The organism is Streptomyces sp. ADI95-17, assembly GCF_003846175.1.
Classification (GTDB): Bacteria; Actinomycetota; Actinomycetes; order Streptomycetales; family Streptomycetaceae; genus Streptomyces; species Streptomyces sanglieri.
Genome location: NZ_ML123046.1, coordinates 344,906 through 361,606 on the forward strand (window position 1 = coordinate 344,906; position 16,701 = coordinate 361,606).

Annotated in this window: 16 protein-coding genes and 4 tRNA genes; 13 read left to right on the forward strand and 7 right to left on the reverse strand. The window is 71.6% G+C overall.

The genetic code is table 11. From position 1 onward, the window contains the following. Nucleotides 1-4: 4 nt before the first annotated feature. Together EES42_RS15425 and EES42_RS15430 are read right to left on the reverse strand one after the other, a co-directional pair. A tRNA-Cys gene (locus EES42_RS15425) sits at nt 5-78 on the reverse strand. A 37-nt stretch (nt 79-115) separates the two neighbouring features. Then, nucleotides 116-188 (reverse strand) — tRNA-Gly (locus tag EES42_RS15430). Nucleotides 189-351: 163 nt separating this feature from the next. Between EES42_RS15430 and EES42_RS15435 the strand changes: the two genes are divergently transcribed. From EES42_RS15435 to EES42_RS15445, 3 genes are all read left to right on the forward strand, one after another. Continuing rightward, nucleotides 352-1,386, forward strand: coding sequence for a chorismate-binding protein (locus EES42_RS15435; protein WP_124719376.1), 1,035 nt, complete (start codon nt 352-354; stop codon nt 1,384-1,386). Beyond that, nucleotides 1,386-2,207, forward strand: a complete 822-nt coding sequence (locus tag EES42_RS15440) for an aminotransferase class IV (RefSeq protein WP_124718804.1) — start codon at nt 1,386-1,388, stop codon at nt 2,205-2,207. The genes EES42_RS15435 and EES42_RS15440 overlap by 1 nt, the downstream gene beginning before the upstream one ends. A gap of 64 nt (nt 2,208-2,271) precedes the next feature. Next, complete coding sequence (locus EES42_RS15445) at nt 2,272-3,108, forward strand: GNAT family N-acetyltransferase (RefSeq protein ID WP_124718805.1); 837 nt, start codon at nt 2,272-2,274, stop codon at nt 3,106-3,108. A gap of 12 nt (nt 3,109-3,120) precedes the next feature. On the opposite strand, the gene EES42_RS15450 is transcribed toward EES42_RS15445, so the two are convergent. Continuing rightward, a complete protein-coding gene (locus EES42_RS15450) occupies nt 3,121-3,636 on the reverse strand; it encodes a DsbA family protein (RefSeq protein ID WP_124718806.1) in 516 nt (171 codons plus the stop codon). A gap of 202 nt (nt 3,637-3,838) precedes the next feature. On the opposite strand from EES42_RS15450, the gene EES42_RS15455 reads away from it, so the two are divergent. The 3 genes from EES42_RS15455 (at nt 3,839) to EES42_RS44720 (ending at nt 6,008) form a co-directional block, all read left to right on the forward strand. Then, nucleotides 3,839-4,294 carry a hypothetical protein gene (locus tag EES42_RS15455; protein ID WP_124718807.1) on the forward strand — a complete coding sequence of 152 codons (456 nt, stop codon included), beginning with the start codon at nt 3,839-3,841 and terminating at the stop codon, nt 4,292-4,294. Between the two features lie 276 nt (nt 4,295-4,570). Next, on the forward strand, nt 4,571-5,590 hold the full coding sequence (locus tag EES42_RS15460; protein WP_124718808.1) for a LacI family DNA-binding transcriptional regulator: 1,020 nt from the start codon (nt 4,571-4,573) through the stop codon (nt 5,588-5,590). Between the two features lie 262 nt (nt 5,591-5,852). After that, nucleotides 5,853-6,008: a hypothetical protein gene (locus EES42_RS44720; protein WP_164495243.1), complete on the forward strand. Its 156-nt coding sequence runs from the start codon at nt 5,853-5,855 to the stop codon at nt 6,006-6,008. Between the two features lie 4 nt (nt 6,009-6,012). On the opposite strand, the gene EES42_RS15465 is transcribed toward EES42_RS44720, so the two are convergent. Beyond that, the gene (locus EES42_RS15465; RefSeq protein WP_124718809.1) at nt 6,013-6,600 is read right to left on the reverse strand and encodes a CGNR zinc finger domain-containing protein; all 588 of its coding nucleotides are present in this window, start codon (nt 6,598-6,600) and stop codon (nt 6,013-6,015) included. 310 nt (nt 6,601-6,910) lie between these two features. Next, nucleotides 6,911-7,324, reverse strand: coding sequence for an SsgA family sporulation/cell division regulator (locus EES42_RS15470; protein WP_003959770.1), 414 nt, complete (start codon nt 7,322-7,324; stop codon nt 6,911-6,913). Between the two features lie 190 nt (nt 7,325-7,514). Between EES42_RS15470 and EES42_RS15475 the strand changes: the two genes are divergently transcribed. Beyond that, nucleotides 7,515-8,000 carry a TIGR02611 family protein gene (locus EES42_RS15475; RefSeq protein WP_124718810.1) on the forward strand — a complete coding sequence of 162 codons (486 nt, stop codon included), beginning with the start codon at nt 7,515-7,517 and terminating at the stop codon, nt 7,998-8,000. A gap of 54 nt (nt 8,001-8,054) precedes the next feature. Beyond that, nucleotides 8,055-8,126 (forward strand) — tRNA-Val (locus EES42_RS15480). A gap of 394 nt (nt 8,127-8,520) precedes the next feature. Here EES42_RS15480 and EES42_RS15485 read toward each other — a convergent pair. Then, nucleotides 8,521-11,076: an SCO7613 C-terminal domain-containing membrane protein gene (locus EES42_RS15485; RefSeq protein WP_206433480.1), complete on the reverse strand. Its 2,556-nt coding sequence runs from the start codon at nt 11,074-11,076 to the stop codon at nt 8,521-8,523. An 83-nt stretch (nt 11,077-11,159) separates the two neighbouring features. Between EES42_RS15485 and EES42_RS15490 the strand changes: the two genes are divergently transcribed. Both EES42_RS15490 and EES42_RS15495 read left to right on the forward strand, forming a co-directional pair. After that, nucleotides 11,160-11,606 (forward strand): SRPBCC family protein, encoded by a 447-nt coding sequence (locus EES42_RS15490; protein WP_124718812.1) that lies wholly within the window; start codon nt 11,160-11,162, stop codon nt 11,604-11,606. A 39-nt stretch (nt 11,607-11,645) separates the two neighbouring features. Then, nucleotides 11,646-11,717: transfer RNA gene (locus tag EES42_RS15495), tRNA-Val, on the forward strand. A gap of 76 nt (nt 11,718-11,793) precedes the next feature. Here the strand turns inward: EES42_RS15495 and EES42_RS15500 are convergent. Continuing rightward, a complete protein-coding gene (locus EES42_RS15500) occupies nt 11,794-12,519 on the reverse strand; it encodes a 3'-5' exonuclease (RefSeq protein ID WP_124718813.1) in 726 nt (241 codons plus the stop codon). Nucleotides 12,520-12,709: 190 nt separating this feature from the next. Between EES42_RS15500 and EES42_RS15505 the strand changes: the two genes are divergently transcribed. The 3 genes from EES42_RS15505 (at nt 12,710) to thrS (ending at nt 16,666) form a co-directional block, all read left to right on the forward strand. Beyond that, nucleotides 12,710-13,276 (forward strand): DUF4365 domain-containing protein, encoded by a 567-nt coding sequence (locus EES42_RS15505; RefSeq protein WP_124718814.1) that lies wholly within the window; start codon nt 12,710-12,712, stop codon nt 13,274-13,276. After that, the gene (locus EES42_RS15510; RefSeq protein WP_124718815.1) at nt 13,276-14,550 is read left to right on the forward strand and encodes a hypothetical protein; all 1,275 of its coding nucleotides are present in this window, start codon (nt 13,276-13,278) and stop codon (nt 14,548-14,550) included. The genes EES42_RS15505 and EES42_RS15510 overlap by 1 nt, the downstream gene beginning before the upstream one ends. Nucleotides 14,551-14,689: 139 nt before the next feature. Beyond that, entirely contained in the window at nt 14,690-16,666 is a 1,977-nt protein-coding gene (thrS, locus tag EES42_RS15515; protein WP_124718816.1) for a threonine--tRNA ligase, read from the forward strand. Nucleotides 16,667-16,701 lie beyond the last annotated feature (35 nt).

A 16,701-nucleotide genomic window follows, 5' to 3' on the forward strand; every position in this document is an offset into this window, starting at 1 on the left:
TCCTTGGAGGTGGAGACGGGATTTGAACCCGTGTAGACGGCTTTGCAGGCCGTTGCCTCGCCTCTCGGCCACTCCACCAGGAGTGAGGGTTCGGGAAGATCCCCCACTTTCTGCGAGCGGACGACCAGGTTCGAACTGGCGACCTCAACCTTGGCAAGGTTGCGCTCTACCAACTGAGCTACGTCCGCTTGTCATTCCCGGTCCGCTTGCGCGTCCCGGCGACGTGTTGAACTCTAGCGGATTCCCGGGCCAGTACAAAAACGCGTTTGTGCAGCGTGCTGAGGTGCGCCTGCCCCGGCGCAGGTCATCGCGCGCCGCCCTAGACTCGACGACGTGCACGACCTCGCTCCAATAGCCCGCTTCGGCGGCCTCGTCGCGTCCGATCTGCGGGACGTGACCAGTGATCCCGCAGCCCTTGAATCGTCCGGTTTCTGGGCCGTATCCGCCGATTTCGAGGGCCGCCTCGTCTGCGCGCGCTTCGGCTCCGTACGCACCGAAGCGGTGCCCGCCCCCGTGCCCGGTGCCTGGCACGGGCCCGCGGCCGGTGACTGGACCTCGTCCCTGGACCGCGCCGCGTACATCGCGGGCGTACGGCGGATCCGCGAGTACATCGCGGCGGGCGAGGTCTACCAGGCCAACCTCTGCCGGGTGCTGACCGCGCCGCTGCCCGATCCGGACGCCGCCGACGTGGACGCGCTGACCGCGCTGCTGGCCCGCGGCAACCCCGCCCCGTACGCGGGAACGATCCGGCTGCCCGCCCACGGTGTGGAAATAGCCACCGCGTCCCCCGAACTCTTCCTGAAGCGGGACGGCCGGACCGTCGAATCGGGACCGATCAAGGGCACCGGGCGGACCGAGGGCGATCTGCTGGAGAAGGACCACGCGGAGAACGTGATGATCGTCGACCTGGTCCGCAACGACCTGGGCCGGGTCTGCGCGACCGGATCGGTCACCGTTCCCGACCTCTGCGTGGTCGAGAAGCACCCCGGCCTGGTCCACCTCGTCTCCACCGTGCGCGGGGAGCTCGCCGAGGGCGCCGGCTGGCCCGGACTCCTCGGCGCCGCGTTCCCGCCCGGCTCCGTCACGGGAGCACCCAAGTCCAGCGCCCTGCGGATCATCGAGGAGCTGGAGACCGCACCGCGCGGGCCCTACTGCGGGGGCATCGGCTGGGTCGACGCCGACCGCCGTACCGCCTCGCTCGCCGTCGGCATACGCACCTTCTGGGTCGACCGGACCGGTCCCGCGCCGGTCCTCCGCTTCGGCACCGGGGCCGGCATCACCTGGGGCTCCGATCCGGAACGCGAGTGGGACGAGACCGAACTCAAGGCGTCCAGGCTGCTCGCTGTAGCGTCGGGCGATCACGAAACAACCGGAAGGACCGCGTGATGAGGATTTGGGTCAACGGCGAACTGCGCGACGCCGAAGACGCCAGGGTGTCCGTGCTCGACCACGGACTCACCGTGGGGGACGGCATCTTCGAGACGGTCAAGACCGTCGACGGCAGGCCCTTCGCCCTCACCCGCCACCTCGACCGGCTGACCCGCTCGGCCCGCGGCCTCGGACTCCCCGCCCCCGACCTCGACGAGGTCCGCCGCGCCTGCGCCGACGTGATCGACGCCAACCCGATGGCACTCGGCAGGCTCCGCATCACCTATACCGGAGGGCTCTCCCCGCTCGGTTCCGACCGCGGCGACGCCGGACCCGGCCTCGTCGTCGCCCTCGGCGAGGCGGCCCGCCGGCCCGACACCACCGCCGTGATCACCGTCCCCTGGACGCGCAACGAACGCGGCGCGCTCACCGGTCTCAAGACCACCTCGTACGCCGAGAACGTCGTCGCCCTCGCCCGCGCACACGAGCACGGCGCCTCGGAAGCGCTCTTCGCCAACACCGCGGGGCAGCTCTGCGAAGGCACCGGGTCCAATGTCTTCGTCGTCCTCGACGGCCGGCTGCACACCCCGCCGGTCGCCTCCGGCTGCCTCGCCGGGATCACCCGCGCGCTGGCCGTGGAGTGGACGGGTGCGCAGGAGACCGAGCTGCCGTTCGACGTCCTGGAGCGGGCCGAGGAGATCTTCCTCACCTCCACCCTGCGTGATGTGCAGGCCGTCGACCGGGTGGACGGCCGGGAGCTGACCGGCGGGGTCGGCCCCGTGACCGCCAAGGCGATGCGGATCTTCGACGAGCGGGCCGGAAACGACCTCGACCCGTAGAGCCGGGCATGTCCGTACCGGAAATCGGGTGACGAGCCGGGCTCCAGTGGATAGAACATCTCCGATGACCACCACCCTCCGGCCGACCGGGCCGATCCAGCAAGGCGCCGACGGTGCGCAGTTCCGCACGTACGACGTGTGCGACAACGGACGGCCCGTCGGCGCCGTAGAGATCGGCACCGATCCCGGATTCGGTACGAAGGCGGGCGTGCTGCGCTCCCTGCGCATCGACGAGTCCCGCCGCAGGCGCGGTCGAGGCACCATCGCGGCGCTGGCGGCCGAAGAGGTGCTGCGCGGCTGGGGCTGCACCCGGATGACCGTGCTGGTGCCGGCGGACGATCCGGCGGGGCACGCGCTCGCCACCACGCTGGGGTACACCGAGCGCAGCAGGAACATGGTCAAGCAGCTGGAACCGACCCCGCCCGCCCTGCCCGGCGGCGTCACCGCCCGGCCGATGACGGAGGAAGAGTTCGCGCACTGGGAGCGCGACGCGATCACCGAGTACGCGCAGACCTGGATCGAACGCGGCGTCCCCGCGGATCAGGCCATGCGGAAGGCCGAGACCAGCCACGCCCAGAACCTGCCGAACGGCCTCGCAACCGAGGGAGCGCATCTGCATGTCCTCATGCACGAGGGCGAGGCCGTGGGACTGGTCTGGGTGGCACGGTACGAAATGCATCCGGGGATGCTGGTGGGCTACGTCTTCGACGTAGAGGTGCGTGCGGAGTTCCGGGGGCGGGGGTTCGGCCGGGCGCTGATGCTCCAGGCGGAGCGCATCGCGCTCGACGCGGGCGACGACCGGCTGGGACTGCACGTCCTCGCGTCCAACACGCCTGCCCTGCGGCTGTACGAGTCGCTCGGCTACCGGACGACTCGGTACAGCCTGGCCAAGAACCTCTGAGGACCGGGCCGCTCAGCCGCGCTCGGCGAGCAGCCGGTCGGCGATCTCCTCGATCCGCTCGCGCAGCCCGTCCTGGCTCTTGCCACCGTCCAGCCGCTCGTCGCCGATCACATACGTCGGGGTGCCGGTGACGCCGATCGCCTTGCCCTCGGCCTGGTCGGCGTCGACGATCAGCATGTGACGTCCGTCGATGAGCGCGGTGTCCATCTCCTCGGTGTCCAGGCCGAGTTCCCGTGCCACCTCGACGAGCAGCGGCTCACCGGTGCGGGCGAGATCGCCGGTACGGGCGAGCACCGCCTCGATGTACGGCCAGCCCTTCCCCTGGTCCGCAGCCTCCTCGGCGGCCTGCGCGGCGGCGTAGGCGTGCTTGTGCTTCTCCAGCGGGAAGTGCCGCAGCCGCACGTCCAGCCGGTCGCCGTACTTGGCCCGCAGGGCGTGCACATCGGTGAGGGCCTGGTGACAGTCGGGGCACTGGAGCTCGCACCAGACGTCGAGGACGACGGGGGCCGCAGGGGTGGAATCGCTCATGCGGCCAGTCTCCCAGGGCGTGCGCGAGCCTCCCAATCGGCACCCGGTCCGCCGGGTCTCCGTACGGCCGGCCCGGCACCGATCGGCACCTGGGGAGGATCCCGGCCCTGAAATGTCCCTGATGCGGTCCCGGATCGTGGCCACTGGGCCGGTCACCGGTGCAGGATGGAAGGGACGTTTCCCCGTGCGCCAGGAGGCACCGATGCTTGCCGAGACCATCTGCTCCGCGGTGTCCGCGGCGGGCCTGGGCATCGCCGCCGTCACCGCCTGGCGAAAGCGGTTCCTCGCCGCGACCCGCATCGCCGCCTACTCCCTCGTCCCGATCGCGCTGGTCCTGACCGGGATCGTGGACTGGGTAGCCGGGATCGCCTTCAAGCCGAGTGTCTGGCTCGGTTTCGGGCTGCTCGCGGTGGCCTGGCTGTTGTTCATGACGACCCGGACGATCGAGCGCCGCGGCGGCGGCACCCGCAAGGAGCGCCGGGCCGCCGCGCGGGCAGCGCAGGGCGAAGCGGTCGCCCCCGCGGCCTCGGCGCCGTCCCTGGGGGCAGGGCACCAGGGGACCGGGGCGCAGCCGAAGGCGAAGTCCCGGCAACAGTCCGCCGCGCCGGGTGAGGACTTCAGCGACATCGAGGCCATTCTGAAGAAGCACGGAATCTGATCCCTGCCACTGACTCCGCTCCTGACTCCGCCCCGGCTCCGGAGGGCCGGGGCAGTCGATCCACGGATGATGAATCGATTCATGGTCGATTGTTGACGGTGTACAGACGCAGAGCTAGCTTGTGGTGATCGGATTGAGACAATTCACTCCGTGGGAGAGGGGCGGCTCGGGGAGCCGGGCCCTCCGGTACGGGGCCGGCCCGTCCCGCAACGCCGTCCGTACGATGGGGACACGCCGCGGACCGGTGCGGCCGAAGGCATCAGTGGGGCAGGGCAAGTGGCGCGTGTGGCAGGGATCAAGGATGTGGCCCGGCAGGCCGGAGTCTCCGTGGGCACCGTGTCCAACGTGATCAACCGGCCCGAGGCGGTGCTGCCGGAGACCCGCGCCCGGGTGCTCGCCGCCATCGAGGAACTCGGGTACGTACGCAGCGAGTCGGCGCGCCAGCTCAGGGCGGGCCGCAGCCGGATCATGGCCCTGCTCGTCCTCGACATGGGCAACCCGTTCTTCGTGGACGTGGCCCGCGGCGCCGAGCGCGCCGCCCGGGCGGCCGGTCTCGGTGTCATGGTCTGCAACAGCGACCAGAGCCCGGCGGAGGAGGCCGAGTACCTCGGGCTCTTCGCCGAACAGCGGGTCTGCGGCGTGCTGGTCACCCCGGCCGACGCGAGCGGCCGGAACCTGGAGGCGTTCGCCCGGCACCGGATCCCCTATGTGCTGGTGGACCGGGTCGCGCCGGGCACGGGGACCTGCGCGGTCTCCGTCGACGACGTCCGCGGCGGCGCCCTCGCCGTCGGCCATCTGCTCTCGGCCGGCCACCGCTCGGTGGCGTACGTCAGCGGCCCTGGCGACCTCCATCAGATCCGGGACCGGCGCGAAGGCGCCCTGGCGGCTCTCGCGGACGCCGGACTGCCGCCCGAGGCGCTCGTCGAGATCCCCTCCGAGCGGCTGGACGTGGCGGCGGGCCGCGATGCCGGGGCCCGGCTGCTCGGCCTGGTGCCCCGGCCGACCGCGGTCTTCTGCGCCAACGACCTGCTCGCCCTGGGCGTGCTCCAGGCGCTGTACGCGGCGGGCGTCCGGGTGCCCCAGGACATCGCCATCGTCGGCTACGACGACATCGAGTTCGCCGCCGCCGCCGCGGTACCGCTCACCTCGGTCCGCCAGCCCGCGGTGGTCATGGGCCGGCTGGCCGCGGAGCTCCTGCTGGAGGAGTCGGACGACGAGGACGGCACGCACGAGCACCGCAGTGTGGTGCTCCAGCCGGAGCTCGTGGTGCGGGCGTCCAGCTCGACACCGCGCTGAGACGGCGGAGCGGAAGCGACCGGGCCGCGCCCACGGCAGCTCGAATTCGCCGTGTGCCAGGCGGTGTTGACCGGCGGTGACAGTGTCCTGGCGTTCCGCTCGGGGGAGTTGGGCGCACGGCGCTCCGGGCGCGGCACCGAATGTGTGGCGGGCGATCGGACGCCGGAGCGAATCCGGGCCGGTGCCGGGGTGGGTGAACTCCCGGTGCAAAAAGGCGTGTTGATCGCCAACGGGGGGTGGTCTGAGTCATGATCGTCCTGAGATGGTCGACACCACCCGGGGCGATGTCCCCGCAAGCCCTGACGAAGAGCCGCGCGGCTGCCTCTTCGCGCTCTCCCAGCCCCCTTTGATGATCTTCCTCGCGGTGGTCGGCAGCCTGTTGCTGATGGCCGCGTTGCACGATCTCTTCATGCTGTGAACGGTCAGCCGGCCGCTTCCTTGCGGCGTGCCCGGTACGCGGCCACATGCAGACGGTTGCCGCAGGTGCGGCTGGAGCAGTAGCGGCGGGAGCGGTTGCGGGACAGGTCCACGAAGGCGTGCCGGCAGTCCGGTGCCTCGCACCTCCGCAGCCGTTCCTGCTCGCCGGCCACCACGATGAAGGCCAGCGCCATGCCGCAGTCGGCGGCGAGGTGGTCGGCGATCGACGCGTCCGGGGCGAAGTAGTGCACATGCCAGTCGTAGCCGTCGTGATTGCTGAGCTGGGGTGTGGTGCCGGCGGCGGCGACGAGCGCGTTGACGAGCGAGGCGGCGGTCCGGGCGTCGTCCGTCGCGAAGATCTCGGCGAAGCGCGTCCGTACGTCCCGGACCGCCCGCAGGTCCTTGTCGTGGAGCTCGTCCACGCCGCTGATCCGATGGCGCCGCGCGAAGTCGTAGAGCGCTTCGATGTCGGCGAGGCCGTCGCTCCGCCCGCTCTCCGGCTGTCCGCCCTCCGGCGGCTCGCTCTCCGGTGCGGTGTTCACCAGTTCGACCACCGTGTCGAGGGCGATCCGGGTGTCGTGGGGGATCAGCACGCTTCAGCTCCCTGCCTCCGGCGGGCGGGTGTCCGCCGATGCGGGCTGACTCTACTGGCTCGGCCGTGCCGCACAGCGGCCCGAGACGGCCCGTGGAGCGTGCGGAGAGCGGATACCGGCCACGGGCGGGCATCCATGTCCGGTAGGCGTCCCCCGGGGCGCGAGGCGGGCGTCACGAGCCCCCCGGGCGCACGCCGACGCCGTCACCACGGTGGATTCCGTGATGACGGCGCCGGTGTCAGCCTTATGAGGTTTTCCGCGCGGCGCCGTCTCCCCGAGTCGGACGGCGCCGTGCAGCTCTCGGCCTGGCTCAGCTCTCGGCCAGGATGTGTGAGAGCTCCGTATCGAGGTCGAAGTGACGATGCTCGGTGCCTGGCGGAACCGCGGCGTCGGTCCGCTTCAGGAACGACTCCAGGGCCCTCGCCGGGGCTTCGAGCAGGGCTTCGCCCTCTGGGGAGCTCAGCGCGATGCAGACGACGCCCTGGCCGTGACTACGGGATGGCCAGACGCGGACGTCTCCGGTGCCGGTGGGCCGGTGCAGCCCCTCGGCAAGGAGGTCGCGGGCGAATACCCATTCGACCGTCTCCTCCGCTCCGGTATGGAAGGTGGCGTGCACGGCATACGGATCGGCCGTGTCATACCGCAGGCCCGCGGGTACAGGCAGTGAGGACTCGCTCGACACAACGAGGCGCAGGTGCAGCTCGCAGCTGACCGTGGTGTTCATAAGCGCCAGGGCCTTTCGCTCAGTGTGCGCTCGGGGATTCGCACGTCGGCGAAATCGACATGCCACCTACGGTGGCGTTGTAAACCCCTCTGACCTTTTTGTGTTCCTTCAGGTAGCTCGTACGGCGGTGTGTAACTTTCGGTTATGCGGCCATTCCGGTGATGAAGGCCGTTCCGGTAGGTTGGCTCTCATGAATGCGGAGCGTGACGTGCGGAACGGGGACGCCGCGTCGGCGACACCGGTGTCCGGTACGGGGGACAGGGCGGGCGTGACGGGTGAAGTCACCGAGGGTGTGACCAAGGAGCGGGAGCTCGGCTCCAGGGCGCCCGGGTTCATCAAGGCGTCCAGGACGCTGCACCTGAGCTGGCAGGTCGGCGTCTTCATCGTCGGCCTCGCCGTGGTCGTGGCGGGCATCATCATGCTGCCCCTGCCCGGCCCCGGCTGGCTGGTGATCTTCGGCGGCATGGCGATCTGGGCGACCGAATTCGTCTGGGCGCAGCTGGTGCTCCGCTGGACCAGGCGGAAGGTGACCGAGGCCGCCCAGCGGGCGCTCGACCCCAAGGTCCGGCGGCGCAACATCATCCTCACGTCGGTCGGCCTGGTGATCATCGCGGTGCTGGTGGGGATCTACGTCTGGAAGTTCGGCATCACCATGCCGTGGAAGATCCACGAGTGACCCGGGGGTGGTCATGGGGCGCCGCTGACATGGGGTAATGTTTGGCCTGCGCCCGGGCGATTAGCTCAGTGGGAGAGCGCTTCGTTCACACCGAAGAGGTCACTGGTTCGAACCCAGTATCGCCCACCCCGGACAGAGGGCCCGTGAGACCGCAGAGTCTCACGGGCCCTCTGCGTTTTCCGTTTCCGGCCGGCCTCCCGGCCCCTCGGCGGTGTTCCGGTGAGTGATTCGCAAGCGCTTTCGTGAACGATTCAATCCATGAGGTAGCGGACGGTCCGGGTCCGCAAAAGCGGGAGGGCCATCCGGATATCGGGGCCGGACGGACTTCCGAGGCCGCGGGAATTCCCGGAAAGGGATCGGTCCTCGGCGTCCGCGAGCAATGTCGCGGACGATTCGAGAACTCCGCCGGGAATTCCCGCCGCGGTGGCGGCGGGCGCGAACTGCTCGATTTCACGGGCGAGTTCACGCGGCCGCTGCCCGGGGCCGCCCCGTGATCCGGCCGGCCCCGTGCGACGCACCGTCAGCGCATCCGGCCCAGGGACTGCTTCAGCCGCCGCGCATCGCGCAGTCGCTGCTCGTACGTCGCCCCGACCACCAGCAACAGCAGCCCGGCCACAGCGGGCGGCAGCCAGCGCGGCAGCGCGCCGACCACCTGGACCACGTACGGCGCCAGTTCGTGCACCGCGTCCAGGCCCAGCACCGCGCCACCGACCAGCAGCAGCGCCTGGAGCCGCAGCCGGGCGCCCGCCAGGGTGATCACCAGGGCCGCCGCACCGAGCAGCAGCGGCCGCAGCCAGTGCGGATCGAGCCAGGCCGCGAAGAGGCTCGGCACCAGCGTCACCGTGAGACCCGCCCCGTACGCCGTCCACGACGACGCCTCCGGGTCGCGGCGCCGGCGCAGCACACCGACCACCAGGGCGGGCACCGTCACCGGCAGGGTGTACGCCTCCGGGTCCGACACCCCCGAGGCCGAGAGCCGCACCCAGGTCGCCAGGACGAACAGGGCCACCGCCAGGTACCCGGCCACCGGCCGGCGCTCGGCCCGTACGGCCGTGCCCGCCGCGAGCACCCCGCTCAGCGCCAGCACCAGCGCCAGGAACGGCCGGTCCGGCACCGCCATGACCACCGCCACCGCGGCCGCCATCGCCCCGGTCAGCTCGACCGGAAGAGCCGACGGGCGGTTCCGCAGCCGGGCCCCGAGCAGCACCGTCACCAGGGTGACGGCCAGCATCAGCGGCGCCGCCCGGTATCCGGCGAGCCCCAGCGACGCCCCGGCCGCACGGGCGAGCACCATCGCGCACAGCACGGCCCCGCAGGCCGACACCGACTGTGCGATCCGCAGCGTCCCCGCCGCACGCGCCACTCGGGCCTGCGGCGATTCCCGCGTCGGCGTCGCGGTGTCGTCGAGCAGCACCGCGACCGCCCCGAACACCAGCAACAGCACCGCGAACACCGCGTACGTGGCGGCCTGAGCCGCGAGCGAGAGGAGCCCCGTGCTCACCGCGCCGATCAGCCCGCACACCAGCGCGGCCGTCCCCGGCGCACCCGCCCCCCGGCGCAGGCCCCGCACCGCCACCGCGAACACCGCGGCGACCAGCACCGACTGCGCCGCCACGGCCGTGGCGTACGACAGTCCCAGCACCGCGGGCAGCGTGACGAGCCCCGCCCAGCAGAGCACCGTCGCGACGGTCCCCGCCGCACTCCGCCACGCCGGACCCGGCAGGACCACCGGACCGGCCGCCCCTGCCGGCCGGTCCCACGACCGGTGCGCCAGGCCGAGCAGACCGGCCACCACCAGCAGCACCAGCGGAGCCGCGGTCAGCTGGGACCACGCCGGACCCTCCGTGCCCAGGGCGGCCCGTACGCCACCGTCCGGCGCGCCGGACCACACGCGGGCCAGCTGCGACACCGTACCCATCAGCGACATCCCGACCGGCGGCGCCGAGGCCAGCACCGCGGCCGCGGTCACCGCCGACGAGGCCCACACCAGACCCTGCCCGACCGGCCGGGGCAGCGGCGCCCGTACCGACGCCAACAGCACCGCACCGCACAGCAGATACACCGGCACCGACCAGTCCCACTCCATCCCGGCGCGCAGCACACCGCCCACCGCGGCCACCCCGGCCAACCCGGCCAGCACACCGCCGGCCACCGCGAGGCCCCTGGGCGCACGCCACGCCCCGAACAGTGCGATCACCGCGCCCGCGAGCAGCAGTGCGGCCGGTGCCAGCGCGTCCGGCACCGCATCGGCGGACACCGACTGCGCCAGGGCCACCGCCAGTCCCAGCAGGCCCGTCGTCCAGCCGCCGACACAGGCCGTCACCCGGACCGCGAGGCCCGGCCCGCGCACCGCGATCGCGCAGTCCAGCGCCGCCGTCAGCAGCAGCGCCCAGCCGAACACCGAGGCACCCGCACCCGCCGACCAGGCCCACAGCAGCAGCGGCAGCTGAGCGCTCACCACCGCCAGCGGCAGCGGCAGCCGCAGCCGGTCGAGCAACAGCCCGTACCCGGCCCACAGCACCGCCAGAACGGCCGAGGCGGCCGCGGCGAAACCGGGCCCGTCGGCGTCCGGCACCGCGACCCGGTGCAGCGCGTAGGCGTCGAGGATCATCAGCACGGAGGCCAGAGCGCCGAGCGACTCGGCCGTCGCGGACAGCCCGCGGCGCAGCAGCACGGCGGGGGCGGCGAGCGCCGCGAGTGTCACCACGGCGAGCACCGCCGAACGGCCGGCGATCCCCATGTGACCCCAGCTGACCAGGGTGAACGCGATCGCCGCGATCGTCAGCAGCAGACCGCCCAGGGTGAGCAGCACGTTCTGCGCGCTGCGCGGTCCGGCCTGCGCGGCAGGAGACCCGGGCACAGCCGCGAACGGGGCCGCGGGCCGAGCTGTCGAGGGCGGCCCGAACGGGGCGGCGAACTGCGGAGCCGGCGGTCCGGCGGGAGGCCCGGCGGGAGACGTCAGCACGCTCAGCAGCCAGGCACGGCGAACCAGCAACTGGGACCGGCGGGCGTCCAGCCGGGCCAGTTCGCGATCGAGGAGCGCCAATTCCTCGGCGGGTGGCGGCACATGTTCCATGGACGCGAGTGTGGCGCGAGCCACAGGTTCGGACATGCGCTCGGATACTCAGTTGCCCGGCTGAGTACGAGCAGACTGGGGTCATGGACTGGAGCCACTACCGATTTGTGAGTGTCTGGGATCTTCCCGCACCGCCCGACGCCGTGTACGAGATCCTCGAACGCGCCGACGACTACCCGCGCTGGTGGCCGCAGGTCCGTGAGGTCACCTCGGTCGACGGCACCACCGGCACCACCCGTATCCGCTCGCTGCTCCCGTACGACCTCGTCCTGACCGTCCGCGAACGTCGCCGCGACCCCCGGGCCAGGGTGATCGAGGCGACGCTCAGCGGCGATCTGGACGGCTGGATCCGGTGGACGGTCGGCCCGCACGACGGTGGCAGCCGGGCCGTCTACGAGCAGGAGGTCGAGGTGCGCCGGCGGCTGATGCGGCTGCTGGCGGTGCCCGGACGCCCGGTGTTCCGGGCCAATCACGCCCTGATGATGCGTGCCGGGCGGCGGGGTCTCGCGGCCAGGCTGGAAGCAGTTTGAACCTGACCCGCAGAGACCTGTATGGTTCAACCCGTTCCCGGGCGATTAGCTCAGTGGGAGAGCGCTTCGTTCACACCGAAGAGGTCACTGGTTCGAACCCAGTATCGCCCACCCGGAAGAAGCCGGTCCGTCAGCAGAATCGACGGACCGGCTTCTGCGTGTGCGGAAGCGGACACCGGGCATCCGGTCACGCCGCGGCGGGCAGCTCCGGGCGCAGCGGCCAGGCCGGATCCACCGCCTCCGCCGTGCCGTTCTTCGCGAACCACGCCTGCAGCCCACGTGCCTGCGCCGCGTGCCACACGGCCTGCAGGGTGTGCAGCTCCGGCGGGGTCAGCCGGTCCAGCCGGGACGAGAACCGCCGCCCCACCGCCCGCACCAGCTCCAGCGAGGCCGCCGCGTCGGCCGCCGCGTCATGGGCGCCGTCGAGCACCACGCCGTACAGCTCGCAGAGATCGGTGAGGGTCCGCCGGCCCTTGCGGTAGCGGTCCAGATGTTTGTCGAGCACGCGCGGATCCAGCACGCACAGTGGGGAGTTCTGCAGATACGGCCCGAGCGACGAGGCGCGGTGACGCTTCAGCTCCCGGTCCAGCAGCGTCAGGTCGAACGGCGCGTTCATCACGACCAGCGGGCGCCCCGCCGCGCACTGCTCGGCCAGCGCACGGGCTATCTCCTCCACCACCGGCGCCGGCCAGCGGCCGTTGCGCTGAAGGTGATCGTCGGTCAGACCGTGGATCTCGGTGGCCCCCACGGGTACCGGTATCCCCGGATTCACCAGCCAGCGGGTGACGCGCATCCGCCCGCCCGCCGCGTCCTGGACGACCAGGGCGGCCGAGACGATCCGGTCCCCCTCGACGTCGACTCCTGTTGTCTCGGTGTCAAAAGCGGCCAGTGGCCCCTCGTACCAGTGAGTCATCCCCGAACTCCTCGTGCCCGAACGGCAGATGTGTGATTCCTCTGCCCGGTCCGGTGATACCCGCGCCCTTTGCCTGATACGCCGTTTGCGGGCCGTCCGGTGCGGTGACAACACAGGTGAGGGGTACGGAAGTTGTCCGTCGCCCCGCCCCGGAGAACCGATCGGCACAGCCCGGAAGGCACACGCAGCCATGGCGCTCGCGCAGCCCGAACCGAGCGGGCTGCTGTCACAGCGGATCGAACCGCTGCGCGGCACACTCGCAACCACCGCCTGCATGGAGACGCTCCAGGTGGGCTATCTGCACGCCGTCGCGGCCGCGGCGGGGTGCTCCCTGTCGCAGCCCTTCCCCGACAACGGCATCGACTGGCATGTCAGCCACGGCGCCCCAGGCCATGCCGTGGACGACGAAGTGACCATAAAGGTGCAGCTCAAGTGCACGTACCAGATCCCGCCGAACCCGCCGGGACCGACATTCGCCTTCACGCTCGACAACGCCCACCTCGTGAAACTGGCCCGGACGCCCGTGTCGGTGCACAAGATCCTCGTCGTGATGATCGTGCCGCGCAGCCAGGACGACTGGCTCCGCGCCGGACACGACCGGCTGGACCTGCGGCACTGCTGCTACTGGACCAACCTGGCCGGCCACGCGGTGACGGGCCGGCACCGGACGACCGTGCGGATCCCGACCTCGCGCATCTTCGACGACCGGGCGCTCTGCGAGATCATGACCCGCGTAGGGGCGGGAGGGAGACCCTGATGCACCGGCCGATGGGCGAATACGACGACTGCGCGGACGGAGCGGTCCCGCCGGCCACCCGCCCGCACCCCGCCGAGACCGCGGGACCGTGGCCCGACGCACCCGGACTCCCGGGGGGCGTCCCGGACCCCGCCAGGGTCGACCCCGCGGTGCTCGGCGCCCTGCTCGGCCGGCACGGCTGGCAGCGCCGGGGCGGGGCGGCCGGGCGCTACAGCCGCTGGACCCCTCCGGGCCCACCGGCCCCGCCCGGCGGCGGGACGAGCCTCCTGGTCCCCGACACCACCGCCTTCCCCGACAGCGAGGACCTCCTCGCCGAGGCACTGACCGCGCTCGCCCGCAGCGCCGCACCCTCGGCCCGCGAGGTCCTGGTCTCCCTCGCCGTGCCCAGCGACGAGATCCGCTGGTGGCGCGAGGTCCCCGAAGCGGTCGCGGGCGCGGCCGGCTGGGCCGGGGCGGAGCGGCTGCACACCGCCGCCCGGCAGATACTGCTCGCCGGAGCCCTGGCCGTACGCGAGAACGCCGGCTACCACGGCGCACGCCACCGCCGCAGGGCCCGGGCCGCGCTCGAAGGCCTCCTCGTCGGGCCCGCTCCCGGCGGCCGCGAACTCGCCGCGTTCGTGCCGGTCGAACCGGGCCGCGCCGTCGCCGTACGCCTCTACCAGGCGCTGCAGGCCACTCGCGAGGCTGTGGACTACCAGCGGGCCACCGGCGGCTACGAAGCCTTCGACACCGCTGTCGGGGCGGGCGTCAGCCGGGAGCTGACCGAGGCCGTCATCGCACTCGTCCGGGGCTCGGAAGGGGCTGGGATAGCGCTGGAGTGGGCGCCCGCCGCCGGGACGCCCGAGGGCTGCCCGGCGCGGCCCGAGCCGGTGGAGTTCTCGCCGGGCGACCTGCCCGCCCTGCGCCGGGCCGGCGCCCGCTACCTCCACGACGAGCCCGCCCTGGCGGTACGGATCACCGGCGCCGTCGTCCGGATGCGCCGCTCGGCACCGCGCGGCGCCGGGATCGTGCGGCTGCGGGTGCTGGCCGGCGCCGAGGTGCCGCACGTGCGGCTGGAGCTGGACGAGGAGGCGTACCGGATCGCGGGCCACGCCCATCTCGTGGGGCTGCCGATCCGGGTGGAGGGCAGGCTGGAGAGCCGCGGCGGCTTCCGGCGGCTGACGAGGACCTCGCACGTCGTGCCCGTGCAGGTCGACGACGCGGAACGGGACCGGCTGATGAAGTCGCTCCAGGAGAACGTCGACCACTTCGAGGAGGCCTGCACCGGCGAATAGGGCCCGGGGCCGGGGGCTCGCGGGGGAGCGGTGGGGCCGGCCGCCCAATCCGTTTCGCAGAGGGGGCCCGCGGCTCGGTACGATTCGTATCGCACGCGCACTGTGAACGCGTGCGTTCCCCCTGAGTCAGGAGAGACCGGTGTCAGACGTCCGTGTGATCATCCAACGCGATTCCGAGCGGGAAGAGCGCGTGGTGACGACGGGCACTACGGCGGCCGAGCTCTTTCCCGGCGAGCGCACCGTTGTCGCCGCCCGGGTCGCCGGTGAGCTGAAGGACCTCGAATACGTCGTCGCCGACGGCGAGGTCGTCGAGCCCGTCGAGATCTCCTCCGAGGACGGCCTGAACATCCTGCGGCACTCCACCGCGCACGTGATGGCGCAGGCCGTGCAGCAGCTCTTCCCCGAGGCCAAGCTGGGCATCGGTCCGCCGGTCAAGGACGGCTTCTACTACGACTTCGACGTCGAGAAGCCGTTCACGCCCGAGGACCTCAAGGCCATCGAGAAGAAGATGCAGGAGATCCAGAAGCGGGGCCAGAAGTTCTCCCGCCGGGTCGTGACGGACGAGGCGGCCCGCGAGGAGCTGGCCGACGAGCCGTACAAGCTGGAGCTCATCGGCATCAAGGGCTCCGCCTCCTCCGACGACGGCGCGGACGTCGAGGTGGGCGGCGGCGAGCTGACCATCTACGACAACCTCGACCCGAAGACCGGCGACCTGTGCTGGAAGGACCTCTGCCGGGGTCCGCACCTGCCGACCACCCGGTTCATCCCGGCGTTCAAGCTGATGCGCAACGCCGCGGCGTACTGGCGCGGCAGCGAGAAGAACCCGATGCTCCAGCGCATCTACGGCACCGCGTGGCCCACTAAGGACGAGCTGAAGGCGCACCTGGAGTTCCTGGAGGAGGCCGCCAAGCGCGACCACCGCAAGCTCGGCAACGAGCTGGACCTCTTCTCCTTCCCGGACGAGATCGGTCCCGGTCTCGCGGTCTTCCACCCCAAGGGCGGCATCATCCGCCGCGCCATGGAGGACTACTCGCGCCGGCGCCACGAGGAGGAGGGCTACGAGTTCGTCTACTCCCCGCACGCCACCAAGGGCAAGCTCTTCGAGAAGTCCGGCCACCTGGACTGGTACGCCGACGGCATGTACCCGCCCATGCAGCTCGACGACGGGGTGGACTACTACCTCAAGCCGATGAACTGCCCGATGCACAACCTGATCTTCGACGCGCGCGGACGTTCCTACCGTGAACTGCCGCTGCGCCTCTTCGAGTTCGGCACGGTGTACCGGTACGAGAAATCCGGCGTGGTGCACGGCCTGACCCGCTCGCGCGGCTTCACGCAGGACGACGCGCACATCTACTGCACCAAGGAGCAGATGGCGGAGGAGCTCGACCGTACGCTCACCTTCGTCCTGAACCTGCTCCGCGACTACGGTCTGACCGACTTCTACCTGGAGCTCTCCACCAAGGACCCGGAGAAGTTCGTCGGCTCCGACGAGATCTGGGAGGAGGCCACCGAGACGCTGCGCCAGGTCGCCGAGAAGCAGGGCCTGCCGCTGGTCCCGGACCCGGGCGGCGCCGCGTTCTACGGCCCGAAGATCTCGGTGCAGTGCAAGGACGCCATCGGCCGTACCTGGCAGATGTCGACCGTGCAGCTCGACTTCAACCTGCCGGAGCGCTTCGACCTGGAGTACACCGGCCCGGACGGCACCAAGCAGCGCCCGGTCATGATCCACCGCGCCCTGTTCGGCTCCATCGAGCGGTTCTTCGCGGTGCTGCTGGAGCACTACGCGGGTGCGTTCCCGGTGTGGCTGGCCCCGGTCCAGGCGGTGGGCATCCCGATCGGTGACGCGCACATCCCCTACCTCCAGGAGTTCGCGGCGAAGGCCCGGAAGAAGGGGCTGCGGGTCGACGTGGACGCCTCCTCGGACCGGATGCAGAAGAAGATCCGCAACCAGCAGAAGGCCAAGGTGCCCTTCATGATCATCGCGGGCGACGAGGACATGGCCAATGGCGCCGTCTCCTTCCGCTACCGCGACGGATCGCAGGAGAACGGCATCCCGGTCGAGGACGCCATCGCCAAGATCCAGAAGGCCGTCGAGGACCGCGTCCAGGTCTGACGTCCAGGTCTGACGGACACAGCAGGTGAGAGGCC